At 74.0% G+C, this 27,000-nt stretch carries 6 protein-coding genes (1 of these 6 cut by a window edge); all 6 read left to right on the top strand.

The genetic code is table 11. The features are described 5' to 3' along the window. Tightly spaced (each overlapping or abutting the next), the 6 genes in view from ACTIE5_RS19710 to ACTIE5_RS19685 form a layout consistent with a single transcriptional unit that may run on beyond the window. Entirely contained in the window at window positions 1-750 is a 750-nt protein-coding gene (locus ACTIE5_RS19710; RefSeq protein ID WP_439551423.1) for a thioesterase II family protein, read from the top strand. Further along, entirely contained in the window at window positions 737-10,822 is a 10,086-nt protein-coding gene (locus tag ACTIE5_RS19705; protein ID WP_439551422.1) for a beta-ketoacyl synthase N-terminal-like domain-containing protein, read from the top strand. The genes ACTIE5_RS19710 and ACTIE5_RS19705 overlap by 14 nt, the downstream gene beginning before the upstream one ends. Next, a complete protein-coding gene (locus ACTIE5_RS19700; protein ID WP_439551421.1) occupies window positions 10,819-16,293 on the top strand; it encodes an SDR family NAD(P)-dependent oxidoreductase in 5,475 nt (1,824 codons plus the stop codon). Before ACTIE5_RS19705 ends, ACTIE5_RS19700 begins: the two co-directional genes overlap by 4 nt. Next, window positions 16,290-22,367, top strand: a complete 6,078-nt coding sequence (locus ACTIE5_RS19695) for an SDR family NAD(P)-dependent oxidoreductase (protein WP_439551420.1) — start codon at window positions 16,290-16,292, stop codon at window positions 22,365-22,367. Before ACTIE5_RS19700 ends, ACTIE5_RS19695 begins: the two co-directional genes overlap by 4 nt. Beyond that, the gene (locus ACTIE5_RS19690; protein WP_439551419.1) at window positions 22,364-25,909 is read left to right on the top strand and encodes an SDR family NAD(P)-dependent oxidoreductase; all 3,546 of its coding nucleotides are present in this window, start codon (window positions 22,364-22,366) and stop codon (window positions 25,907-25,909) included. The genes ACTIE5_RS19695 and ACTIE5_RS19690 overlap by 4 nt, the downstream gene beginning before the upstream one ends. Then, window positions 25,906-27,000: the 5' end (the start) of an amino acid adenylation domain-containing protein gene (locus ACTIE5_RS19685; RefSeq protein ID WP_439551418.1), read on the top strand. The gene runs 2,631 nt beyond the window's last position; the window shows 1,095 of its 3,726 coding nt (coding positions 1-1,095); the start codon lies at window positions 25,906-25,908; its stop codon lies off the right edge, out of view. Before ACTIE5_RS19690 ends, ACTIE5_RS19685 begins: the two co-directional genes overlap by 4 nt.

Genomic DNA, 27,000 nt, shown 5'->3' with positions numbered 1-27,000 from the left:
GTGCGTTCTGACTGGTTGACCTTTCCTCAGCCGCGGCCAAGCGCGCCGTTGCAGCTTCTTTGCTTCCCGCATGCGGGCGGCGGCGCTTCCATGTTCCACCCGCTCGCCTCGCTGCTGCCTTCCTCCGTCACGATGGGCGCCATCCAGTTGCCAGGGCGTGAAGCGAGGCTCGCGGAGGCGCCCTTCACCCGCATGAAGCCCCTTATCGCCGCGATGGCGGATTCGCTGGCCCCCGTGCTGCGGCAACCAACGGCGTTCTTCGGCCATTCCATGGGCGCGCTGCTGGCCTATGAGCTTGCGCGCGAAATGGTGCGGCGCGGCCAGGCGTCGCCGGTCTCGCTGATCGTCTCCGGTCGCCGTGCGCCGACCTTTCAGGGCACCGAGGCGCCGCTGCATCCGCTGCCGGACGATGCCTTCGTCGCCGAACTCGTCAGGCGCTACGATGCCATCCCCCAGGCGATCCTGGCGGAACGCGAGTTGATGGCGCTCTTCCTGCCGATCCTGAAGGCGGACTTCGCCGTGTTCGAGACGCATGAGCACGCGCCGGGCCCGCCCCTCCCCTGCCCGATCGCCATCTATGGCGGGGATGCCGATCCGCAGACGGCGGAAATGGATGGCTGGGCCGATCTCTGTGCCGGCCCCGCAACGCGCCGCGTCTTCCCCGGCGGCCACTTCTATCTCGTGCCCCAGCGCCAAGCGCTTGCCACCGCGCTGGCAGACGATCTCGGGGTGCTGGTTGGCGCGGGCTGAACCAGGGCGTCCCGGCGGCGCCAGCGCCGTTGATGGGGTCGCGCGGCTGCGCGATCTGGCCGCCGCGCGGCTCGGCATCGCGGCATCCACGATCGACCCGGCCGAGCGCCTGCATCGCTACGGGCTGACCTCGCTCCTCGCCGCCGGCCTGGTCGCCGACATCGCGGCGATGACGGGCCGTGCGCTGCCGCCGACCCTCGTCTGGGACCACCCTACCCTGGATCGCCTGGCCGCCTGGCTGGATGGCGCGGCGGAGGAGGAAGGTCCGCCGCCGCCCTGCGCCATGCCGGCCGGCGAAGCGGTCGCCATCACCGGCCTCGCCTGCCGCCTTCCCGGCGCTGCCTCCCCCGCCGCCTTCTGGTCGATGCTGCTGGATGGCATCGATGCCGTCGGGGAAGTGCCGGCGGATCGCTGGGACGCGGCAGGGCTGACGGATGCAGACCCCGGTGCGCCCGGCCGCATGCGCACCAGCCGCGGCGGCTTCCTGGCCGATGTCGCGGGCTTCGATGCCGCCTTCTTCGGCCTCTCCCCCCGCGAAGCCGCGCAGGCGGACCCGCAGCAGCGCCTGGCGCTCGAACTCGCCTGGGAGGCGCTGGAGGATGCGGGCATCCGCGCCTCCCGCCTCAATGGCAGCCGCGCCGGCGTCTTCCTCGGCGCGATGTGGAGCGACTACGCCCGGCTGCTCGCCGACGCCACGGGCATCGCCGCGCATACGGCGACGGGACAGGACACCAGCATCATCAGCGCGCGCATCGCCCATGCGCTGGGGCTGATGGGGCCGGCCATCACGGTGAATACGGCCTGCTCCTCGGCCCTCGTCGCCGTGCACCAGGCCTGCCGCAGCCTGCGCGCCGGCGAATCGACCGTGGCGCTGGCAGGCGGCGTCCACCTCGTGCTCTCGCCTGAGAGTTCCATCGCCATGACCAAGTTCGGCGCCATGGCGCCGGATGGGCGGTGCAAGGCCTTCGATGCGGCGGCCGATGGCTATGTCCGCGGCGAAGGCGGCGCGATCCTGGTGCTGGAACCGCTCTCCGCCGCGCGCGCCGCGGGGCGACGGGTCTTCGCCATCATCCGCGGCGGCGCCATCAACAATGACGGGCCCAGCAACGGCCTGACCGCGCCCAACCCGGCCGCGCAACGCGCCATGCTGCGCGATGCCCTGGCCGATGCGGGCCTGGCGCCGCAGGACGTGGACTATGTCGAAGCCCATGGCACCGGCACCGCGCTGGGCGACCCGATCGAGGCGAATGCGCTCGGCACCGTGCTAGGCCAGGGGCGCGCCCTCGGCCGGAAGCTTCGCATCGGTTCCGTGAAGACGAATATCGGCCATCTGGAAGCCGCGGCGGGCGCCGCGGGGCTGGCGAAGCTGGCCCTCGCCCTGCGTCATCGCCGCATCCCGCGCAGCCTGCATTTCCACGAAGCGAACCACGCCATCGACATGACGGGCATCGCGATCCAGTCGGAAGCGACACCCTGGCCCTCCCGCGCCGACGGGCGCGCCATCGGCGGCGTCAGCGCCTTCGGCTTCGGCGGCACCAACTGCCACCTGCTGCTGGAAGGCCCTCCCCCCGAAGCAGCCGCTGCAAGCCCGCCCGTCTTCGTCTTCGCCGGCAACGGCGCGGCCTGGCCCGGCATGGCCCGGGGGCTGATGGCCTCGGCCGCCTTTGCGGAATCCCTCCTCGCTTCCGATGCGCTGCTGCGCGGCCTCGGGTTTCCAGCCTCGGTGGTCGATGTGCTGGCCGATGCGCGGGTGGAGGAAGTGGCGCTCGGCCAGCCCGCGCACACGGCCTATCAGATCGCGCTCGCGGATCTCCTCGCCAGCCTCGGCATCCGCCCTGTCGCGGTCATCGGCCACAGCCTGGGGGAGGTCGCCGCCGCCTGCATCGCCGGCGCACTGACGCGGGAGCAGGCGCTGCACCTCGCCATGACGCGCAGCGCCCTGCAGGCGGGCTGCGCGGGCCAGGGTACCATGGCCGTCGCCGCTGCATCGGCGGCGGCGCTGGGGCCGCTGCTGCCAAGCGATGTGGAGATCGCCGGGGAGAACGGCCCGACCAGCACCGTGCTCTCCGGCCCCGCCGCCGGTATCGAGGCCGCGATGGCGCTGCTCGACGCGCAGGGGATCACCGCCCTGCCGGTCCGCGTGCCGGTCGCCTACCACAGCGCCCAGATGGAGCCCCTGGTGCCGCGGCTGGTGTCTTCCCTGGCGGGGCTGTCGCCGCAGGCCGGCACGGTGCCGTTCATCTCCACCGTCACAGGCACGGTCGTTCCGGGCACTTCCCTCGATGCCCGCTATTGGGGCCGCAACCTCCGGCAGCCCGTGCTTTTCCGGCAGGGCATCGCCGCGCTGGCGGCCGCCGGCCATCGCCACTTTCTGGAACTGGGCCCGCATCCCCTGCTGGCGCTGCCCATCCGCCAGACGGTGCCCGATGCCACCGTCGCCGCACCGCTGCGCCGCGGTACGGCGGATGAGGCCACCTTGCGGTCGGCTATCGGGACACCGGTGCAGGAACGGCACGGCCCCCACCTGCTGGTGCTCTCGGCCCGCAGCGCCATGGCGCTGGAGGCGCTGGCCCAACGCTGGGCCGATCACCTGGACAGCGCCGCCGCAACTGCCTTCCCCGATCTCTGCCACACCGCGCTGGTCGGCCGGGACCGCTTCGCACATCGCCTCGCCCTGCAGGCTAGCGACGCGGCGGATGCGGCGCAGAGGTTGCGGACGGGGCGATTCCGGCGCGGCATCGTCCCCGCCGGCGCCACGCCCCCTTTCGCCGCCAGGCGGGATGCGACGGAAAGCCGGGAAGCCTTCCTGGATCGCTGCGCGGCGGCCTTCGTCACCGGCGCCGAGATCGAGGCCGCGCTGAACGAAGGCGGGCGCATCGCCGACGCGCCGACCTACCCCTTCGAGCGTGAGCCCCATTGGCTGCCACGCCCCGCCAGCGGCCTGTCCTACGCCCTGGCGTGGCAGCCCCTGCCCGCCCCCATCCCCACTACGGCCACAGCCCTGCCCCACCCCGCCATCACCGCCCCGCCGCCCGATGAGGGGCTGGAGGCGGAGGCCACCGTTTTCGCGCGGCAGGCCCTGGCCGCGACGCCCGCCATCGCCCCCGCGCATCGCGACCTCGCCGCCCGCCTCGCCGCCTGGTCGCCGCTGCCACCGCTGCGTGCCGCGGACGGCCCCGCGGCAAGGCTGCTCCGCCAGGTCGGCGCCGCGCTGCCGGATATCCTGGCCGGCCGGGCCGGGGCGGTGGAGGCCTTGTTCGCGGGCGGTGACACGGAGGCTGCCGCCGCCGTCTACGCCTCGCCCCCCTTTGCCGCAGCACAACACGCCCTGGCCGATGCCGTCGCGTCCCATGCCGCCGGCCGAGCGGTTCGCGTGCTGGAAATCGGCGCCGGCACGGGCGCGCTGACGGCGGCGCTGCTGCCGCGCCTGCCCGCCGGCAGCCAGGTTACGGCCACCGACGTGACGCCCGCCTTCCTTGCCGCGCTGCGCCGCCGCTTCGGGGACGGCCTATCGACCGGCGTGTTCGACCTGGACGATCCCGCCGGCGTCGAAGGCCCATTCGACGTCATCGTCGCCGCCAACGCGGTTCATGCGGCGGCGCGGCTGGGCCCGGCGTTGGCAGCGCTGCGGGCGCGGCTGGCGCCGGGCGGCTTGCTGGCGCTCGCGGAACTGGCGCGGGCGCCACGATGGGTGGATCTGGTCTTCGGCATCACGGAGGGCTGGTGGCGCTTCCGCGGCGATGAGTTGCGGCCCGCCCATGCGCTGCTGGGCGCCGAGGCCTGGCTGGCGGCGCTGTCGGATGCCGGCTTCGCGCCCGTCGCCGCACTGCCGGATGGCGATGCGCATCTGCTGGTGCTGGCCCGGGCGCCGGCTGCCGCACCCCGCTTCCAGGTGCAGGGCGACGCTGCGCTGGCCGGCACGCTCGGCATCGCCCATGCACCCGACGCGGTTGCCATCCTGTGGTGCCCTGTGGAAGCGCCACCGGCCCAGATCGTGGAGGAGGCGCAGGCGCTGGCGGCACGGGGCCTGCCCATCACGCTGCTTGCCCGCCCCGGTCTGGCCGGTGCCGCGGCGATCGGCGCCGCGCGCGGCATCGCGCTCGACCAGCCCGGCAGCATCGCCGCGATCATCCACCTCGACGATACCGCGCCCGAGACCCTCTCCATCCTGGGCACATCGCTGGGCACGGCGCGCGGCGACCTCCGCGCCCGCGCGGGCAGGCTGGATGCGATGCGCCTCCTCCGCGTGGAAGCTGCCGGCCGGGCTTTGCGGCCAGACATCGAAGCTCTGCACGTCATCGCGGGTGGCACGGGTCGCCTCGGCCTCGCCTTCGCGCATGGCCTGGCGCGCCAGGGCGCGCGGCACCTGCTGCTGGTGGGTCGCCGCAGCCCCGACCCCGCGACGCTGCCACCGGGCGCCCGGTATCTTGCGCTCGACCTGACCGCCCCCGATGCCGCGCCGCGCCTCGCGGCAGCGATGGATCGGCGGCCCGGCCTCGTCATCCATGCCGCGGGCATCGCCGATGGCTCGGCGGAAGCCGTGATGATGGCCAAGATCGGCATCGCGGACGTGCTGGCCGCCGCGATCCCCGATCCAGACGGGCTGCTGCTGTTCTCCTCCGCCGCCGGCATCTGGGGCGTGCGGGATCGCCTGGCCTATGCCGCGGCGAACCACGCGCTGGATGAATGGGCCAGGCTCGCCCGCGCGCGCGGCCTGCCGGCCACCAGCATCGCCTTCGGCCGCTTCACCGAAAAGGGCTTGCTGTCCCCCACCGAGGATGCCGCGCTGGACGCCGCCGGAATGCTGGCCATGCCCCCCGCCGATGCCTTCGCCGCCGCGCTCGAAGCCCTGGCCGCGGGCGAGGCCCTGCGCGTCGTCGCCCGCATCGACTGGTCCTGCTTCGCCGGTTCCTATGCCGCCCGCCGGGACGCCGCCCTGTTCGAACACCTGCTGCCGCGATCCGCCCCGCCCGCACCGCGCCCGGTGCAGGCGCCGCCTCGCAGTACGCGGCTGGACCGCGATGGGCTGGCGGCGCTGGTGGCCGATCTGCTCGGCCATGCCGATGCCAGGCGCCTCGATCCCGAGGCGGGGTTGTTCGAACAGGGGCTGGACAGCCTGTTGGCCGTGTCGCTGCGGCGACGGATCGAGGAAGCGGCCGGCGTCCCGATCCCCGCCGCGCTGCTCTTCGCCCAGCCCTCCATCGCCAGGCTGGCCGATTGGCTCGCCGGCCAGGCCCGCGCGGTTCCGAACGCGCCGGCCTCCATGGATGCAGGCGGCGGCCCGATTGCCGTCATCGGCCTCGCGGGGCGGTTCCCCGGCGGCGCGGAGGATCCGGATGCATTGCTGGCCCAGTTGCTCGCTGGCCAGGATGCCGTGCGCCCGCTGCCCGCCGGCCGTCCGGGTGCGCCGCATGTGGCGGGATGGCTGGACGGGATCGACCTGTTCGACGCCGCCTTCTTCGGCATCGCGCCGCGCGACGCCGCCGCCATGGATCCGCAGCAGCGCCTGCTGCTGGAAGCGGCCTGGCACGCGCTGGAAGCGGCGGGCATCGCGCCGGACAGCGTCGCGGGCGGTCGCGTCGGCGTGTTCCTCGGCGCCACCGGCAGCGACTACGCCGCGCTTGCCCGGCGCCAGGCGGAGAAGCTGGATGCGCTGAGCCTCACGGGGCAGCCGAGCAACACGCTCGCCGGCCGCATCGCCTATCAACTCGGCCTGCATGGGCCGGCGCTGGTGGTGGATACCGCCTGCTCCTCCTCCCTCGTCGCACTTCACCTCGCGGTGCAGTCGCTGCGGCGGGGAGAGGCGGAGATGGCGCTGGCCGGGGGCGTCAACCTGATCCTGGCGCCGGAGGATTCCGCGATGCTGGCGCGGGCCGGCCTGCTTTCGCCGACCGGCCGTTGCGCCACCTTCGATGCGGCCGCCGATGGCTATGTGCGGGCGGAAGGCGTGGGCATCGCCGTGCTGAAGACGCTGGCGCGCGCGCTGGCGGATGGCGACCGCGTGCTTGCTGTCATCCGCGGCAGCGCAGTCAACCATGATGGCCGCTCCTCCAGCTTCACCGCGCCCAATGGTGCCGCGCAGTCCGCCGTGATCCGCGCCGCCCTGGCGGATGCGGGCCTCGATGCCACCGCCATCGACTATGTCGAGGCGCATGGCACCGGCACCGCGCTGGGCGACCCGGTGGAGATGGATGCGCTGGCCGAGGTCTTCGCCGGCCGTGCCACCGCCCTGCCGATCGGCGCGCTGAAGGCCAGCATCGGTCATGCGGAAGCCGCGGCCGGCATCGCAGGCCTGGCCAAGGTCACGGCCATGCTGGGCAGCGGCACCATCCCGCCGCAGCCGCATTTCCGGCGCGCGAACCAGCACGCCTCCGCCATGGAAAGGCTGCTGGTGCCGACGGCGGCAACGCGCTTCGCGGCAGCACGGCCGCGCGCCGGGCTCAGCGCCTTCGGCGCCAGCGGCACCAACGCCCATCTGGTGCTGGAAGCGCCGCCGCCGCCGCCGACAGCGCGGGGTGAGGGCCCGCCGCGCCTGCTGCTGTCAGCCGCCACCCCGGCGGCGCTGGAGGCATTGCGGCAGAGCGTGCTAGCCCGGCTGCGGGACGGCACGTTCGATTTCGAGGATGCCTGCCATACCGCCTGGATCGGCCGTGCCCGCCTGCGCCACTGGCTGCTGGCGGATAGTGCCGCCGCCCTGGCCTCCGCGCCTTTGCAGCAGGGGACGCCACCCGCCATCGCGCTGCCACGCGGTCGCCGCGTGGCCCTGCCCCCCACGCCCTTCACGCCGCAACGGCATTGGCTGGATGAGGCCGCCGCGGCGCCATCCTGGCTGCTGCCGCCGCCCGTCCGCTCCGCCCGCAGCGGCGAAGCGGTCTCCGCGATCCGCCTGGATGCCGCCGCGCCCTGGCTGGCCGATCATGTCGTGGACGGCGCCATCCTGGTGCCGGCAACGGCCTTCCTGGCCTTCGCCTTCGCCTCCGGTGCGCAGGCGCTGGACGATGTGACGCTGCTGCGCCCACTGCCCGTCCCGCCTGGTGGGCTGGAGGCGCAGTTCGTGCAGGACCGCGACGGCGCGCTGTCGCTGCACGCGGAACTGCCGGACGGCTGGACGATGACCGCCAGCGCACGGACCGCTAGCGCCAGGACCGCCAGCGCACGGACCGCCAGCGCACGGACCGGCACGCGGGATGGCGAGGCCCCGGCTCCGCCGGCCGGCGCCGCGGCCTGGGACGATGGAGACGCCATCGCGCAGGAACTCGCCGCGCGCGGCTTCCGCTTCGGCCCGCTCTACCGCCGCATTACGGCGCTGCGCCGCGGCACCGATGCCGCGGAGGCGAGACTGGCGCCGGCGGATGCGCTCGACCCGATGCTGCTGGATGCAGCGATCCAGACGCTGACGGCGCTGCTGCCCATGGATGACCAGCCCTGGCTTCCGCAGGCCATCGCCAGCGCCTGGCGCGGCGCGCCGCCCGAAGGCGCCCTGCTGGCCCGCGCCCGCCTGACGGCGCTGGAGGACGGGGCCGCGACCGGCGATGCCGCGCTGCTGCGCGACGATGGGGCGGTGGTGGCGATGCTGCGCGGCATCACCCTCCGTCGCGCCGCCGCCACCCCCGGGGCGTGGCAGCATGACATCGCCTGGCGCCCGGCACCTGAGCCAGCGCTACCCCTGGCGGGACACTGGCACGCCATCGGCGCCGAGGCTGCGACCCTCGGGACAGGGAGCGTCGATGCCCAAGGCAGCGCGCCCCTGCCCGCCTGCGACGGCATCATCGACCTCCGCCCACTGGCCGCCACCGATCCCGCCGCCTGCATCGCCGCCGTCGTCGCGCTGGTCCGCGATGCGGCGGCACTCTCACCGCCGCCGCAACTCATCCTGGTCAGTCGTGGCGCCGCCACGGCGCCGCCCCTCGCGCCCGGCGCGGTGCCGGCTGCTGCAATCCTCGGCGGCCTGCTGGGCAGCATCGCCGCGGAACATCCGGCGCTGCGGTGCCGCTGGATCGACATCGACCCGGATGAACCGGGGATCCCCGCCGCGCTGGCGGGCCCGCCGGGCCGCTTCGCGCTGCGCCATGGGTTGCTGCTGGCGCCGGAGATCAGCCGCACAGCCCCACCCGCCGCCACGGCGGAACGCATCGCGCCCGCGCCGGATCACGCGTTGACCGCCCTTCGTCGCCTGCCGGTGCCTTCGCGCCCGCCCGGCGCCGGAGAGGTCGCGATCGCCATCGACGCCGCAGGGCTGAACTTCAAGGACACGCTCGTCGCGCTGGGACGGGTCGAGGGCGATACGCTCGGCCTGGAAGCCGCTGGCCGCGTGCTGGCGATGGGCCCCGGCGTCGAGGGCTTCGCAACGGGAGACCCCGTCATCGCCTTCGCGCCTGGTCTCCTGGCCGGGGAGGCGGTAGTGCCCGCACATCGCGTCGTGATGCGCCCGGACTGGCTCCCCCCCGATGCCGCCGCCAGCCTGCCCGTCGCCACCCTGACCGCCTGGCGCGGGCTGCATGACCTGGCGGGCGTGGCGCCCGGGATGCGGGTGCTGGTCCATGCCGGGGCGGGTGGCGTGGGCGCCGCCGCCATCGCACTGGCCCGCCAGGCAGGCGCGCGGGTCTTCGCCACCGCCAGCGCGGGCAAGCGGCCGGCCGCGCTGGCGGCGGGGGCGGAAGCCGTGGCGGACAGCCGCTCCACCGACTTCGCCGTGGCGGCGCGGGAGTGGGCGGGGGCGGAGGGCTTCGACATCGTCCTGCACGCGCTGTCGCCCGCAATGGCCGCGGCCTCCGCCGCCCTGCTGCGGCCGGGCGGCGTGTTCCTGGAGATCGGCAGCGCCGCGGCGCCCGCCGCGCCGCACCCGATCCGTCACATCGCCTATGAGTTGGAAGCGCCCCTCGCCGCCGATCCGGGCTGGTTCGCGGATCGCATGGCCCGCATCCTCGCGCTGCTGCGCGATGGCGCCATCGCCCTGCCACGGCGGAGTGTGATGCCGATGGCGCTGGCCGAGGAGGCGTTCCAGTCCCTCGCCCAGGGCCGCGTCATCGGCAGGATCGTGCTGCGGCCGCCGCAACCGCCCCGCATCGCGGGCACCTGGCTCGTCACCGGCGGCGGCACCGTCGGCACCGCCATCGCGGATTGGCTGGCCGCTCAGGGCGCGACGCGCATCGTCATCGCCTCCCGCTCCGCCACCGCCACGCGGCACGAGGCCGCTTCGGTCGATGTCTCCGACCGTGCCGCATTGGCGTCGCTGCTGGCCAGCCTGCCCGACCTCCGCGGCATCGTCCACGCCGCCGGCGTGGTGCGGGATGGCATTATCGGAAGCCTATCGCCCGCCGATATCGAGGCCACGCTGGCCGCCAAGGTCGATGGCGCGCGGCACCTGGATGCGCTGACCCGCGGGCTGGCGCTGGACCACTTCCTCCTGGTCTCCTCCACCGCGGCCAGCCTGGAGGCGCCGGGCCAGGCCGCCTATGCCGGGGCCAATGCCTGGCTGGACCGGCTGGCGGCGGCGCGCCGTGCTTCCGGGCTTCCCGCCCTATCCGTGGCTTTCGGCCCGTGGGCGGGGGGCATGTTCGCCGCCCTGCCCGCGGCGCAGCGCGCCAGGCTGGAAGGCCAGGGGTTCCGGCCGATGGCGCCCCGCCGTGCCGCCGCCGCGCTCGGCCAGGCCATAGGGTCGGGCGCCGTGCATCGCCTGGTGATGGACCGCATGGCAGAGCGCCGGCAGCCGCAAGCCGCCGACCTGCGCGCCGAACTCCATGCGGCACCGGCGGAAGGCCGCGCCTTGCTGCTGCAGGCCGTGCTGTCCCGCCGCATCCTCGGAACCCTGGGACTGCCGCCGGAAACGCCGGTGGCGCCTGACAGGGCGCTGCGTGACCTCGGCCTGGATTCGCTTCTCTCCGTCAGCCTCAGGAACGAACTTGCCGGCGCGCTGGCGCTCGACCTGCCATCGACCCTGCTGTTCGACCACCCGACGCTGTCGGCGCTGGCGGACCACCTGCTCGGCGCCCTCGGCTTCCATGACCTGGACGCGATGGATGAGGCCGAGCTTGCCGCGCTGCTCGCGCAGGAACTGGCGGCGCCGGCATGAGCGGAACTGATCCCAAGGAGGTTCTGCGCCGCGCACTGCTGGAGATCCGCGCGCTGAAGGAACGCCTGGCCGGCGCGGAACGCGGCGGCGATGCGACGCGCGCACCCATCGCCATTACCGGCATGGCCTGCCGCTTCCCCGGCGCGCCGGACGTCGCGGCCTATGCACGCCTGCTGATGGAAGGCCGGGATGCCATCGGCCCCCGCCCGCCCGGCCGGTGGGAGGGTGATGCCGATCCGCCCGGCGGGTTCCTGGCCGATGTCGATGGTTTCGATCCGCGCTTCTTCGGCCTCTCGCACCGCGAGGCCGCCGCCATCGATCCGCAGCAGCGCCTGCTGCTGGAAGTCGCCTGGGAAGCGCTGGCGGATGCCGCGCTGGCGCCGGAATCGCTGGGCGGCAGCCGCACCGGAATCTTCATCGGCCTCGCGACGCATGACTGGCTGCGCCGCGTGCCGGAAGCGGGCCTCGATCGGTTCTTCGGCAGCGGCAGCAGCCCCGCGGTCGCGGCAGGGCGCATTGCCTATCTGCTGGATTTGCGCGGGCCGGCGATGACCATCGACACCGCCTGCTCCTCCTCCCTCGTCGCCATCCACCAGGCGATGCGGGCGCTGCGGGCAGGCGATTGCGATGCCGCCATCGTCGGCGGCACGGCGCTGATGCTGATGCCGTCGCTGACACGAAGCTTCCAGGAAGCCGGCATGCTGTCCCCCGACGGCCGGTGCAAATCCTTCGCGGCTGGCGCGGATGGCTATGGCCGCGGGGAAGGCTGCGGCGTCGTGGTGCTCAAGCGGCTGGATGACGCGCAGCGCGCGGCGGACCCGATCGTCGCGGTTCTGCGCGGATCGGCCATCAACCAGGATGGCCGCAGCGCCGGCCTGACAGCACCGAACGGCCCGGCCCAGACCGCGTTGATCCGCGACGCGCTGCGCGACGCCGGCCTGACGCCCGATGACATCGACTATGTCGAGGCGCATGGCACGGGCACGCCGCTCGGCGATCCCATCGAATGGCACGCGCTGGCCGCGGCCTTCGCGGGACGCAGCCGGCCCCTCACGCTCGGTTCCGTGAAGTCCAACATCGGCCATACCGAAGCGGCGGCCGGCATCGCCGGGCTGATCAAGGCCGCGCTGGCGGTGCGGGACGGCGTGGCGCCGCCCAGCCTGCATCATGCGCGACGCAACCCCGCGATCACCGAGGGCGCGACCCCGATCAGCGTAGCAACGGCACCGGTGAATGGCGTTCGCCGCGCCGGCGTCAGCGCCTTCGGCTTCTCCGGCACCAATGCCCATGTGGTGATTGAGGCACCGCCGGCGCGGGCAACCCCCGCCCGCGCGGCGCTCCCATCACCCATGTTCCAGCGGGAACGCCTGCCTCTGCCACCCCTCGGTGCCGCAGAGCCGTCCGACCGCCTCCTCGCCGCCGAGGATCCGCTGCTCGCCGGCACCGGCGGCTTCGCGCATCTCGGCGTGCTGCTGGCCCTGCTGGGCCAGGTCGGCCCCCTGGCGGATGTGGTCTTTCCCGCTGGCCTGGTGGTCACCAACCCGCGCCGCATCCGCGTAAGGCGGGATGCCGGCGGCCTTGCCCTGGAAAGCAGCGCGGAGGGCGAGGAAGGCTGGACCACCCATCTGGCGGCCCGGGAGGCCCCGGCGCCCGCGACGCCAGGCGCGCCCCCCGTGCTGCCGCCCGTCACGACCGATGCCGCCGGCCTGTACCGGCGCATTGCCGCCGCGGGCTTCGACTATGGCGACGCGGCACGCCGACTGCGCCGCATCGGCCAGGCCGGCGATACCCTCCGCGGCACGCTGGACGGCACGGGCCCGGGGCTGGTCGAGGCCGCCGCCCAACTCTCCTACGCGCTGCTCCCGCCCGGTGCCCCGCCGGTGATGCTCTCCGCCATCCCGCGCCTGGTGCCGGGGCCGGGGCAGCACCCCGAGGAGGCCTGGCTGCGCCGCACCGGCAGCGCGCCGGATGGGGGCTTCATCGCCGATTTCGGGCTGGTCGATGCGGCGGGCAGCCCGGTGCTGGTCGCGGAGGGCGCCCGCTTCGCGCCACTGCCCGACCGCGCCGCGGCCTGGACCCGGCGCATCGCCTGGCATCCCGCCGCGGATATCGCCGGCACCGTTCCACGGGCCGCTGCCTGGATCGCCCCTTCCGGCCCGGCTGCCACGCTGTGCGCCACACTTATCGACCACCTCCGCCAGGCTGATGACCGGCCGCTGCGCATCGTCACCCGCGGCGCCCAGGCCACGGGGCGGGAAATGACGCCCCCCGACCCCGATCAGGCCGCCCTCTGGGGCCTTGCCATGGCGATCATGGCCGAACGCCCGGGCCGCGCCTGCCGCCTGATCGACCTGGACCCCGACGTGCCGGAGGCCGCGCAGCAGGCCGCGCTGGCGGCGGAACTGGCGCGCGATGACGAAGCCGCCGTCGCGCTGCGCGGCGGGCAGCGCCTGGCACGCCGGCTCGAGGCCCTGCCAAGGTTTCCCGCACAGCCGATGGCGGCGACGCTGCGCAATGGCCAGGTGGCCTGGAACCCGGCCTCGGCACCGCCGCCCGGGCCTGGCGAGGTGCGGATCGCGATGGTCGCCGCGGGCCTGACCTTCCGCGACCGGCTGCTGGCCAGCGGTCTCGCCCCGGCCGGCAGCCCGCTCGGCGCCGATGGCGCGGGTATCGTGGAGGATGTCGGCCCCGGCGTTCAGGGCTTAGCGGCCGGGGATGCCGTCATCCTTCTGGCCCCTGGCGCCATCGCGGACCGCGTGACGGTGCCGGCGCTGTACGCCGCCCCTGCACCTTGCGCCGACCTGATCGATGCCGCGACCATGCCGGTGCCCTACCTCACCGCGCTGGCGGCGCTGCCGGCGATCCGGCCCGGCGACCGCGTGTTGGTGCACCAGGCCACCAGCGCCACGGGGCTCGCGGCGATGGAGGTGCTGCGCCGCGCCGGCGCCATCATCATCGCCACGGCCAGCCGGCCCCGCCATGCCTGGCTGGCCCGCCAGGGCGTCGAGGGGGTGCTGGACAGCCGCGCGCCGGAGGACTGGGACCTCCGCGGCGTGACACTCGGCTTCGGTGCCTTCGCGCCGGACCTCGCCGCACGCCTGGCACCGCTGCCGCTGGTGAACCTGGACAAGCGGGCGGACGGTCATTTCAACCTGGAAGCGCTGCCAGCCGAACGCCTGCCCGCGCTGTTCGCCAAGCTCAGGGGCCTGCCGCCCTTGCCACGCCATCCGGTCGCGCGGGCAAGGCTGGAGGAGGCCTTGTCCACTGCATCGCCCCCCGGCCGCGCCATCATCCTGCTGGCCCCGCCCCCGCCCTTCATCGTGGAGCCAGGCACGACCTGGATCGTCACCGGCGCCGCCAGCGGGCTGGGCCGGCTGGTCGCGGACTGGCTGGAAGACCGCGGCGCCATCGCCTGCCGCACGGACCTGCTGGCCTGCGAGGGCGCCTGCACTGTACAGGGCGACATCGCCGATCCCGCCTGCGTCGATCCGCTCGTGGCAAGGCTGGCATCCGGCGACGCGCCGCTCCGCGGCATCATCCACGCCGCCGCCATCACCGATGACGATGCGCTGGAGGTACTGACACCGGATCGCCTCGCGGCCGTACTGCACGCCAAGCTCGGCGGCGCGCGGGCGCTGGATGCAGCGACGCGGCGCCACGAGGTCCGGCTTTCCGCCTTCGTGCTGTTCTCCTCCGTCGTCGGCGTCCTGCCCTCCGCGCGCCAGGCGGCCTATGCGGCGGCGAATGCCGCCATCGACCAGGTCGCGGAAGCACGGCGACGGGATGGCCTGCCGGGCCTGGCCATCGCCTGGGGCCCCTGGGCGGCCGGGATCGGCGCCCGCATGGGCCCACGCGCGGCGGCCACCTGGAAGGCCTTCGGTGTGACGCCCATCCTGCCCGCGATGGGCCTGCGCGCGCTGCCCGTCCTGCTGGCCTCGCCGGAGGCACGCTGCCTGGTCGCCGACATGGTCGAAGCCGCCGCGCCCGCAGCGCCGCCCGCGCCCGGCGCGGTCACGATCGACGTGCCGCTGCTGCAGGGCATGCTGGCGCCCCTGCTCGGCACGCCCGATCCGGCGATGCTGGATCCGCGGGCGCCGCTGACCTCGCTCGGCATGGATTCGCTGGCCGCGGTGGAATTTGCCCGCGCCCTGTCGCGGCACCTCGGCCGCGCCATCCGGCCGGACTTCGCCTATAGCCACGCCAACCTGGCCCAGGCGGCGAAGGCGCTCTCCGCCACGCGGGCGCCAGCACCGCGCGCATTGGGCGGCTTCGCCCTGCTAGCGCCGGAATGGGAAACGGTGACGGCGGCGGCCGGGGTGGCCCGTGGCTGGACGGTGGCGGGAGAGGGTCCGGTCGCGAACACCCTTCGCGAATCCCTCGGCCCCGCCGATCCGGCCGCGCTGGTCGATGTCACGGCGCTCGCCATGACGCACGCTGACCCCGCGGTGCTGCGGGAAGCCCTGATGCCGCCACTGCTCGCGCGGCTTCAGCGCCTTGCCGGCCAGCCTGCGCGGATCGCGATCGCGCTGCCGGCCACGTCGCCCATCACGCCGCTGATCGAGGCCTTCATCACCGCCCTGGCGGCCGAGGAACCCGCATGGACGCTGCGCACCATACGCCTCGACCCCGCTCTGCCCGATCCGGCGGAGGCGCTGCGGCGCGAACTGGTGATAACGGATGGCGAGACGCAGCTGCGGCTTCTGCCGCGCCAGCGCCAGGCCATGCGGCTTCGCATCATCCAGCACGCCGGAACCTGGCAGCCCGATCCCGACGGCACCTGGCTGATCACCGGCGCCAGCGGTGGCATCGGGCGCTTGATCGCCGCGGACCTCGCCCGGCGCGGCATCCGGCGGATCATCCTGGCCAGCCGGCGCCCCGTGGCGCAGGACCTGCCGGGTACGGTGGTGGAAACGCGCGCGATCGACCTGACCGACCGCACCGCGGTGGCGGCGCTGATCGAGGAACTCCGCCATGCCTCGCCACCCCTGCGCGGCATCGTCCACGCTGCGGGCATCACCGCCGATGGACGCGCGGCGACCACGCCGTGGTCCAGCTTCGCGCAAGCCTTCCCGCCGAAGACCGATGCGGCGCAGTGGCTCGATCTTGCGACGCGATCGATGGGCGATGTCGAACTGGTGCTATTTTCTTCCACCGCCGCCTGGTTCGGGCTGGCAGGCACGGCCGGCTACGCGGCGGCCAACGGGGCGCTGGCGGCGGTTTCCGCCGCGCGACAGCAGGCAGGCCTGCCGGCGCGCTGCATCGCCTGGTGCGCCTGGCAGGGGATCGGCATGGCGGCGGAAGAGAGCTTGTGGAACGACGGGCGCGCCCCCTCACTGCCGGGATCCGTGGCGCTGCAGGCCTTCGATGCTGCGATGGCCAGTGAGGCACGCAACCCGGTGGTCGTGGGTTCAGGCTGGCAGCCGCCGCGCGGCTCCCGCATGATGGCAGGGTGGGGAGGGCAGCAACCTTGAACGCTGGGCGTGAGCCGATCGCCATCATCGGCACGGGCTGCCGCTTCGCCGGCGGCACCGCCGATCCCGCTGCCCTCTGGTCCCTGCTCTCCCGCGGCGGCAACGCGGTGCAGCCGATTCGCCGCTGGGACCACGCCGCGTGGCATTCCGCCGATCCCGACCAGCCTGGCCGCACCACCCAGCGGGAAGCCGCGCTCATCGAGGGCATCGAGGAGTTCGACGCCGGCTTCTTCGGCATCGCGCCGCGGGAGGCGGAGGCGATGGACCCGCAGCAGCGCCTCGTCATGGAAGTGGCGTGGGAAGCGCTGGAGGATGCGGCGATTCCGCCCGATCGTCTGGATGGCGTCGCGGGCGGCGTCTATCTCGGCCTCTACAACAGCAACTACGGCATGATCGGCCGCGGGTCGCCGGACCCGTCGCTGATCGGCGCCTGGTCGGCCTCCGGCACGCACACCTCCATCGCGCCGGGCCGCATCGCCTTCCGCCTCGGGCTGACGGGGCCGGCGGTGGCGCTGGATACCGCTTGCTCATCCTCCCTCGTCGCCGTGCACCTGGCCGTGCAGGCGCTGCGCGCGGGTGATTGCACGGTGGCCCTGGCCGGGGGCGTGCATCTGATCCTCTCGCCGCTGCCACTGGTCGCCAGCGCGAAGCTTGGCGCCGCATCGCCGACGAGCCGCTGCCGTGCCTTCGACGCAGGGGCCGATGGCTTCGCGCATGGCGAGGGCTGCGGCGTCGTCGTCCTCAAGCGCCTGTCGGATGCGCTGGCTGCCGGCGATCGTGTGCTCGCCGTCATCCATGGCAGCGCGGTGAACCAGGATGGCCGCAGCGCCGGCCTCACAGCTCCCTCCGGCCCCGCGCAGGAAGCCGTGCTGCGCGCCGCCCTCGCCGATGCATCGCTGGCGCCATCGGACATCGATGCCATCGAGGCCCATGGCACCGGCACCGCCCTTGGCGATCCCATCGAGATGCATGCGCTCCGCAGCGTCTTCGCCGGCGACCGCGCGCGGCCTTTGTCGGTAGGGTCTGCAAAAACCAATATCGGCCATACCGAGGCCGCCGCCGGCATCGCCGGCCTCATCAAGGCCGTCCTCATGCTCCGCCACCAGGCGGTCGCCCCCAACCTCCACTTCACCCGCCTCAACCCGCATATCGACCTCGCCGGCGCCAGCATCGAAGTGCCGACGCGGCTCGAACCCACGCCGCTCCGCCATATCGGCGTCAGCTCCTTCGGCTTCTCCGGCACCAACGCCCACATCATCCTCGGCGCCGCGCCCGAGACGGCGACGGCCGCCGACCCCCGCCCCACGCATGTCCTGCCGATCAGCGCCCGCGATCCAGCCGCGCTGACGGCGCTCCTCGCCCGCTGGCAGAATGCGCTCGCGGCCCCCGGCGCCGACTTGCCGGCGCTGGCCCGCACCGCCGCCACCGGCCGCGCCGCCCTGCCCCGCCGCATCGCCGTCACCGCCCGCGACGCCCCCACCGCCGCCGAGGCACTGTCCAGGGCCGAGCCCACCAGCGCCGGCCGCCCGCGCATCGCCTTCCTCGTCACCGGCCAGGGCTCCGCCTTCCCCGGCATGGCCCGCGGCCTGGCCGAGATCGCCCCCGTCTTCCACCGCGTGCTCGATCGCTGCGACGCCGTCATGGGCCTGCCCGCGCCGCTGTCCCGCCTGTTCGAGGATGGCGCCGCCCTGGCCCGTGCCGACATCGCCCAGCCCGCCCTCTTCGCGCTCTCCGCCGGCCTCGGCGCGCTGTGGCGCAGCTGGGGGGTGGAGCCCGTGGCGCTGCTCGGCCACAGCCTCGGCGAATACGCCGCCGCGCACCTCGCTGGCGTGCTGACCTTGGAGGACGCCGCCCGCCTCGTCGCCGCCCGCGGCCGCCTGACCCAGGCCCTGCCCGAGGGCGGCGCCATGGCCGCTGTGCTGGGGCCCAACCCGCGTGCAGCGCTCGCCCGCCATCCCGCGCTGGAACTGTCAGGCGAGAACGGGCCGGAGGCCATCACCGTGGCCGGCCCGCAGGCCGCCATCGCCGCGCTGCTGGACGATCCCGCGCTCACCGCCTCGGGGCTGGAGGCGAGGCCGCTCGCCGTCTCCCACGCCTTCCATTCCCGCCTGCTCGACCCGATGCTGGATGCGCTGGAAGCGGAGGCCCGCGCCATCCCGCACCGGCCGCCCGCCATCCCCGTCATCGGCAACCTCGCCGGTACTGTCGTGCCGCGCCATGACGCCGCCTATTGGCGCGCCCATGCCCGCCAACCCGTGCGCTTCGCGCAGGGGCTCGCCACGCTGGCGGCGATGGGCGTGACGCATGCCGTGGAACTCGGCGCCATGCCGGTGCTGTCGGGCCTGGCGCGCAACGCCCTGCCCGCGCTGGTCGCGCTGCCGTCGCTGGCCCGCGCGCGGCAAGGCCAGGACGGCTCGACACTCGGCTGGACGACGGCGATGCAGAGCCTCGCCCGGCTCTGGCAGGACGGCGCCGAGATCGACTGGCCCGCCTTCCACCAACCCTACAAGACGCGCACCACATCAGCGCCAACATACCCGTTCCAGCGCCAGCGATTCTGGCTTCCCGATCCGACGCTGGTACGCCCCGCCACCCCCACCACCAGCGACCGCGCGGCGCCGGAGGTCGGCGATGCACGCGTCACCGGCTTCTACGACGAACTCACCACCATCGCGCAGCACTACGCCGATCCCGGGGATGGCAGCGAAGGGCATCTCACCTTCGGCCTGATGCCCGCATCGCGTCCCGGCTTCTCCTGGCTCCGTGCCCTTTTCGCCGGACCGTCGGAGCCCGAGGGCTACGCGCTTCTCCGCGGCGCGCAGCACGCGCTGAAGCAGGCGATCTTCGCGCCCGTGGACTTCACCCGCGCGCGCCGCGTGCTGGATTTCGGCTGCGGCCATGCCGCCGATCTCTGCGACATCGCACTCCGCCACCCGCATCTCCGCCTGGATGGCTGCACCATCTCCGCCGAACAGGTGCAGGTGGGCCGCGCCCGCACCGCGCGCGCGGGGCTCGCCGACCGGCTGCGCATCCACCACCGCGACAGTGCCCGCGATCCCTTCCCCGGCCGCTACGACGTGATTTTCGGCGTCGAGGTCTCCGGCCTGATCGAGGACAAGGCCGCACTCTTCGACAATATCCGGGACCATCTGGAACCCGGCGGTGCCCTCGTCATCGCGGATTTCGTCGCGGCCGGCGACGGCATCGCGGCGCCCGACACGGCTTCCTTCACCTCGACCGCCGAGGAATGGGCGCGGCTGCTGGCGGAACGCGGCCTGCGCCTGACGGATTGCGTGGACACCAGCGCGGAGGTCGCGCATTTCCTCGATGATCCGGGCTTCGAGGGCGAGGTCGATCGCCTGGTCGCGCAGCACGGCCTGTCGGACCTCACGCGGCGCCATCTGCTGTCCAACGACAATATCGGCCGGGCCCTTCGCCGCGGCGTGATGCGCTACGTACTGCTGACCGCGCGGCAGGATGCGACGGCGCCGGTAGCAAGGCTGCTCGCCGCCAACCGTGCGCGCCTGGCGGCGCCCGATCGCTGGGAACAGGCGGAGCCCTGGCGCGGCTGGTTCCACGCCCTGGCCTGGCAGGCGGACCTGGTCGCGCAGGCCGTCGCGGAAGGCGCGGCACTGCTGGCTGCAACCGCGGAAGCCGCGGCCGCGACGGATCGCCTGGCACGCGCCTGGATAGGCGCCGCGCGGCTGCAGGATTGCGTGCCCGCGCCCGGCTTCGCACGCCTCCACGCGCATCTGTCACGCCTCATCGCCAGCGCGGAGGACCCCGCGGCATTGCCGGCGCCGGATTTGCCGGAGGCCCGCCTCCTCGCCCGTAGCGGCCCGCATCTCCGCGCGGTGCTGGAAGGCCGCGCCGATCCGCTGGACCTGCTGTTCGGCGATGGCGGTGCGGCGGCGGAAGCGCTCTACGCCGCCTCCCCGGCCGCCCGCGCCGTCAACGGCATTGCCGCCGCCGCTTTTGCCGCCTTGCTGGAAGGACGTGGCCCCGCACGCGTCATGGAGATCGGCTGCGGCACCGGCGGCACGACGCAGGCGCTGCTGCCGCGCCTGCGCGCGGGTGACAGCTACTGCGTCACGGACGTCTCGCCCGGCTTCGTGCAGGCCGCTCAGCGGCGCTTCGGGCTGGAGGGTACGGTGCTGGACATCACCGTCCCGCCCGCCACACCTGGCGTCGCCGACATTCTCGTCGCCGCCAACGTCCTGCACGCCACGCCGGACCTGCGCCGCACGCTGCGCCATGCCGCCGCGCTGCTGGCCCCGGAAGGGGCCCTGCTGCTGCTGGAGAATGCCGGCGAACTCGCCTGGGGCGACCTGACCTTCGGGCTGACCGATGGCATGTGGGCCTTCGCCGACAGCGACCTGCGCCCCGACCACGCCCTGCTGCCGCCCGCGACGTGGCAGTCGCTGCTCCACGAAATCGGCTTCGTGGCGGAAATCCACGCACCCGGCGATGCGCGCACTGCCATGCTCAGCGGGCAGTTCGTGATCGTCGCCCGCCGCCAGCGCGCGGAGCGCGCCGATCTGGTGTGGCATGCGCCACGCGGCGCGACGGCGGAGGCCGTGCTGGCGGAGGCGCTGCCCATGCTGCAGCAGGCCGCCGCAAGCCCGGTACCGCCGCGCGTGTGGATCGGCACGCAGGGCGCCCGCGACGTCTCAGGCGGGGAGGTTCCCGATCCCGCCCAGGCCGCGCTCTGGGGCCTGGCCAACGCGCTGGCGATCGAGGCGCCGGAGCTGCGCGTCACCCTGGTCGAATCCGATGATCCCGCTGCGCTGGACAGGGAGGTTGCCCTCGGCAGCGCCGAAACACGCATCGCCTGGCGGCAGGGCAGACGGCACCTGGCGCGGTTGGACCGGATGGCCGCGCCGGAAGCGACGCCGACACTTCGCGGACCCGGGACCTGGCTCGTCACCGGCGGCCTTGCCGGCGTAGGCTTGGCCGTGGCGCGCTGGCTGGCGGCCGAAGGCGCAACGCACATCGTCCTGCTCGGCCGCACGCGGCGCGACATCGATGCCTTCCCGCCCGGCATCCATGTCACCATCGTCATCGGTGATGTGGCGGATGAAGAAACCCTGGCCACTCTGCTGCAGCGGATCGAGCATGAGGGACCGCCGCTGGTCGGCATCATGCATGCCGCCGGCGTGCTGGATGACGGTCTACTGGCCCAGCAGAGCCCAGCGAAGATGGCCGCGGTGCTGCGTCCTAAGCTGCAAGGCGCGAGGCTGCTGGACCGGCTGACGCGTCGGTTTCCGATCTGCCACTTTGTCCTCTTCTCCTCCTCCGCCGCCCTGCTGGGTTCCGCCGCCCAGGCCAACCACGCGGCGGCGAATGCGGCGATGGACGCCATCGCGGAAGCACGCCGCGCGGAAGGCCTGCCGGCGATCAGCATCGCATGGGGCGCCTGGGACGAAGTCGGCGCCGCGGCACGGGCGGGCGCCGGTGTCGCGCGGCGCGGCTTGCTGCCGATGGCGCCGGACCAGGCGCTCGCCGCGCTCGGCCTGGCGCTGTCGGCCAGCCGGGCGACGCTCGGCATCCTCGATGTCGATTGGGGTCGCTTCCTGGCGCGCTTCGCCCCGCATCCCGTGCCGCCCGTCTTCAGCGCCTTCCGCGTCGCACCCGCTTCCAGCACGGTGGCCGAAGCGCGTGGCCCCGCTGTCGCCGCGACACTTCGCGACCGTCTCGAATCGGCACCGCCCGCCGAACGCGCTGCGTTTCTGCTGTCCGCGGTGCAGGGGACCGTCGCCCGCATCCTCGGCCTCTCGCCCGGCGCGCTGCCCCCGGCGGAGGCACCTTTGCGCGAACTCGGCCTCGATTCGCTGATGACGGTGGAACTCCGCAACGCGCTCGCCACCGCCTGCGAGACGAAGCTGCCCGCCACGCTGGTGTTCGAATACCCGAGTTGCGCCGCCCTCGCCCGGCACCTCGGCGGCACCGTCTTCGCGGACCTTCTCCCGGCCGCCGGCGGCGATGCGCTGGACGCGATGGAGGAGGACGAACTCGCCCGCCTGCTGGAAGCGGAACTCGGCGCCGCCGACGCAGCGCTCGGGGGCCGCGCATGACCATCCCGCCGGAAGATCGGATGCGGGAGGCCGTGCGCACGATCCAGGCGTTGCGGCGGCGCGTGGATGAACTGGCTGCCGCCCGCAACACGCCGGTCGCCGTTATCGGCATGGCCTGCCGCTTCCCCGGCGCGGAAACGCCTGACGCGCTGTGGCACCTGCTGGCGGAAGGGCGCGACGCCATCGGCCCGATCCCGGCGGACCGGTGGGATTCCGACGCGTGGCACTCCCCCGATCCGGACCAGCCCGGCCGCATCGCCTTCAGCGAAGCCGGCTTCATCAGCGATGTCGACGCCTTCGATGCCGCACGATTCGGCATCGCGGCGCGGGAAGCCGCGGGGATGGACCCGCAGCACAGGCTGCTGCTGGAACTGGCCTGGCACGCCCTGGAAGCCGCCGCGCTGCAACCCGATGCGCTCGGCGGCACGCGGGCCGGCCTCTTCCTCGGCCTGAATGCGGGCGACCACCTCCAGGCCGTGATGACGGACCCAGCGCGGCTCGGCACCCATGCGCTGGCCGGCGCGGTGGCGTCGCTCGCCGCCGGGCGCATCGCCTATGCGCTGGGGCTGAATGGACCGGCACTAGTGGTGGACACCGCCTGCTCCTCCTCCCTCGTCGCCACGCATCTCGCGATGCATTCGCTGCGGGCGCGGGAATGCGACATGGCGTTGGCGGGCGGCGCGCATCTGATGCTGGCGCCGCAGGTCTCCGTCGCGCTCAGCCGTGCGCGCATGATGGCGCCCGATGGCCGCTGCAAGGCCTTCGATGCCAGCGCCGACGGCTTCGGCCAGGGCGAGGGCGGGGGCATGGTCGTGCTGAAGCGCCTGGCGGATGCGGAAGCGGCCGGCGATCCGGTGCTGGCCGTCATCCGCGGCAGCGCGCTGAACCAGGATGGCCGCAGCGCCGGCATCACCGCGCCGAGCCTCGGCGCGCAGCAGGCGGTGATCCGCGCGGCGCTGGCCGATGCGGGCCTCGCCCCCGCCGATATCGACGCGATCGAGGCGCATGGCACCGGCACCGCGCTGGGCGATCCGGTCGAGTTGCACGCACTCGCCGCCGTCTTCGGGAAGGATCGCAACAGGCCTCTGCGCGTCGGGTCGCTCAAGACCAATATCGGCCACACCGCGGCGGCGGCCGGCGTCGCGGGCCTCATCAAGGCCGTGCTGATGCTGGAGAAAGGCGCCGTCCCACCCAGCCTGCATTTCCGCCGCATGAACCCGCATGTCGATCTGGGTGACGCGCCGATCGATGTGCCGACGACCATGGTCGCGGATGCGCCGAAGCGGGTTGGCATCAGCGGCTTCGGATTTTCCGGCACCAACGCGCATCTGGTGCTCGAAGCCGCGCCCGTGCTGCCTTCGCGCCGGGCTCCGCTGCGCCCCACGAAGCTGAACCGCCAGGTCTTCCCGAGGCTGCGCGCCGCGCCACCGGAAACCGCGCTGTTCCCTGGCCGGGTCATCGAAAGCCCGATCGCGGCGCGGCAGGTGGAAGCGGTGCTCGACCTGGCGCTGCTGCCTTGGCTGGCGGATCACCGCGTCCAGGGCCGCGTCGTCGTGCCCGGCGCGGTGATGATCGCGCTGCTGCTGGCCGCCGCGCCGCCCGGCACCTCTGCGCTGGTGGACATCGCCTTTGCCGAAACGGTGGTGCTGGAAGCCGCGCCCGTCCGCCTGGTCGCCCTCGGCCAGCCCGACGGCACGCTCACCGTCTCATCCCGCGCCGGCACCGGCTGGCTGACCCATGCGACGGCACGCATCGCCATCACCGCAGCGCCGCTGGTCCTCTCCGGCGCGGCCCCCGCCAACTGGGATGCCCGCCCCGCCTGGGTCGCGCATCTCGCCGCCCTCGGCATCGAGATCGGCCCCGCCTTCCAAGGGATCACCCGCATTGCCCGCGGCGAGACGACGGCGGCGATGATCGATGCGCTGCCGGACCTGCCCGGCGCGGCCTTCCACCCCGCGCTGCTCGACGCCATCCTCCAGGCCGCGGGCGGCACCTTGCCGGCGGAGCCCGTGCTGCCCATCGGTATCGCGCGGCTCGACCTGCATGGCAGGCTGGCCGGCCCGCTCTCCGTCACCGCGCAGCGGCGGGGCGATGCCATCGACCTGCTGGCGGAAGCCGGCGCGCCAGTGGCCTCCATCCACGGCCTGGCCATCCGCCGTCTGGCCGATCCCGTCGCGACGCCGACGCTCGCCGCCCTCTCATGGCTGCCGGCAGCGCCGCCGGCGCCCGGCCAGGCGGCCAGCACGCTCGACATCACGCCTGGCGGCGCCAATCTGGCGGAGGCTCTGGCCCTGGCACATCGTTGCCTCACCGCCGGGGAACCGGTCGCCTTCGTCACGCGCGGCGCCGTGCACCCCGTTGGCGATCCCAGCCAGGCCCTGCTGCATGGCATGGCCACCGCGCTGGCGGCGGAGCGGCCGGAACTCCGCGCCCGCGCCATCGAAGTGGCACCGGATGCACCACCCGCGCTGCTCGCGGCCGAACTCGCGGGCGACGGGGCGGAACCTTCCGTCGCACTCCGTGCCACCGGGCGCTTCGTGCCGCGGTTGACGCGGCTTGAACCCACACAAGGGCGGGTGCGCGTATCCGGCACGGTCCTGATCTCCGGCGGCTTCGGCGGCATCGGCCGCCAGATGGCGGGCTGGGCGCTGGAACGCGGTGCCCAGGCCGTGCTGCTGATCGGCCGACACCCGATAGAGGCCCCCTTCCCGCAGGCACGAGTACTGGCCTGCGACATCGCGGCGCCCGACGCCACCGCGCGCATCGCCGCGGCGCTGCAAAACCTGCCGCCGCTGCACATGGTCATCCACGCCGCCGGCGTTCTTGACGATGCGATGATCGAGGACCAGACGGCCTCCCGCCTGCAGCGCGTGATCGCGCCGAAGCTGCGGGGCGCGCAGGCGCTGCACGCGCTGCCGGCCCGGCCCGAGCATTTCCTCCTCTTCGGCTCCGTCGCCAGCCTCGTGGGCGCGGCCGGCCAGGCCGGCTATGCGGCCGCCAATGCCGCACTCGATGCCTTCGCCGCCTGGCGCCGCGCGCAGGGGTTGCCGGCGCAATCCATCCTCTGGGGCCGCTGGGCGGAGATCGGCATGGCCGCCGCGCTCGATACCGCCCGCGCCACGCGCGTCTCCGGCCGCGGCTTGCTGCCGATGGCGCCGGACCTCGCCATGGCCGCACTCGACGCCGCGATCCTGTCCGGCGAAACCGCCGTAATGATCGCCGCCTTCGACTGGGCACGCTTCGCGGAAACCGCCCCGCCCGCCTTCTCCGCCCTGCTGCCCAGCCTTGCCAGCGCCGAGGGCCCCTTGCGCGACCAATTGCAGGATATCCTCCGGCAGATCCTGGGGGAGGTTCCGCCCCCCGGCCGCGCGCTGGTCGCCTGCGGGCTCGACAGCCTGATGGCCATGGATCTGCGCAACCGCATCAATCGCCGCTTCGGCACCGCGCTCGGCCTGGCGGACCTGCTGGGCGGCGCGGATGCGGAGGGCCTGGCCGCCCGGATCGAGGCCAAGGCGGAGGAGACGGAGGTGCTGACACTGTGACCACCGCCGCCTTCCTGCAGGACCTGGAACGCCGGGGCGTCAGCCTTTCCGCCAGCGGCGAGGAATTGTCGCTGCGCGCACCGCGCGGCGTGCTGACGGAGGCCGACCGCGACCGGCTTCGCGCGGAGAAAGCCGCCATCCTGGCGCTGCTGCGCGGTGAGGACGCGGCGCCGGGCGATCCCTTTCCGCTGACGGAGATCCAGCAGGCCTATCTGGTCGGGCGCTCCGCCGAACTCGAACTCGGGCGTGTCGGCTGCCACGCCTATCGCGAATTCGAAGCGACGGCGCTCGACATCGATCGCCTCGAAACCGCCTGGAACCGCCTCGTGGCGCGCCATCCGATGCTGCGCGCGGTGGTAACGCCGGATGGCCTGCAGCGCGTGCTGCCGGAGGTGCCGCCGTACCGAATCGAACGCCTCGACCTCCGCCAGGTACCCGACGCCGGCGCCATCCTGGCGGCGGAGCGGGAGGCGCGGTCCCACCACGTCTTCGACCCCGCGCAATGGCCGCTGTTCTCGCTGATGGCGACGCTGCTGCCGGATGGGCGCGTGCGGCTTTGCGTCGGCATCGACCTGCTGGTGGCCGATGCCGCGGCGCTGGTGACGCTGTTCCGGGATTGGGGCGCGCTCCATGCCGCGCCGGAGGCCGAGTTGCCGCCCCTGCCCGCGCGCTTCGCCGACCATGCGCGACGCCTGAAGCAGCCGACCGATCGCGACCGCGCCTATTGGCAGGCCCGGCTGGCGGATTTCCCGCCAGGGCCCGACCTGCCGTTGCTGCCCCTTGCGGGCCCGCCACGCTTCACGCGCCGAACGCATCGCATCCCCGCGCCCGACTGGCAGGCCCTGCGCGCCGCGGCAGCCTCCCGCGGCATCACCGCCTCAATCCTGCTCGCCACCGCCTTGGCCGATGTCCTGGCGGGCTGGAGCCGTCGCGCGCGCTTCGCCATCACCCTCACTCAATTCGCCGCGCCGCCGGGGATGGAGGGCGTGGTCGGCGACTTCACCTCCACCGTGCTGCTGGAGGCCGATGTCCCCCCGCGCCGGTTCGAGGACCGCGCCCGCGCCCTGCAGGGACGCCTGGCCGCCGATCTC

This window comes from Falsiroseomonas sp. (genome assembly GCF_051859025.1).
GTDB lineage: Bacteria > Pseudomonadota > Alphaproteobacteria > Acetobacterales > Acetobacteraceae > Falsiroseomonas.
Note: the sequence above shows the minus strand (reverse complement) of the source record. Positions and strands in the feature narration are given on the sequence as shown.

Coding starts and splice junctions, on each gene's coding strand:
- ACTIE5_RS19700 (WP_439551421.1), top strand. CDS start 10,819: ATGAGCGGAACTGATCCCAAGGAGGTTCTGCGCCGCGCACTGCTGGAG.
- ACTIE5_RS19690 (WP_439551419.1), top strand. CDS start 22,364: ATGACCATCCCGCCGGAAGATCGGATGCGGGAGGCCGTGCGCACGATC.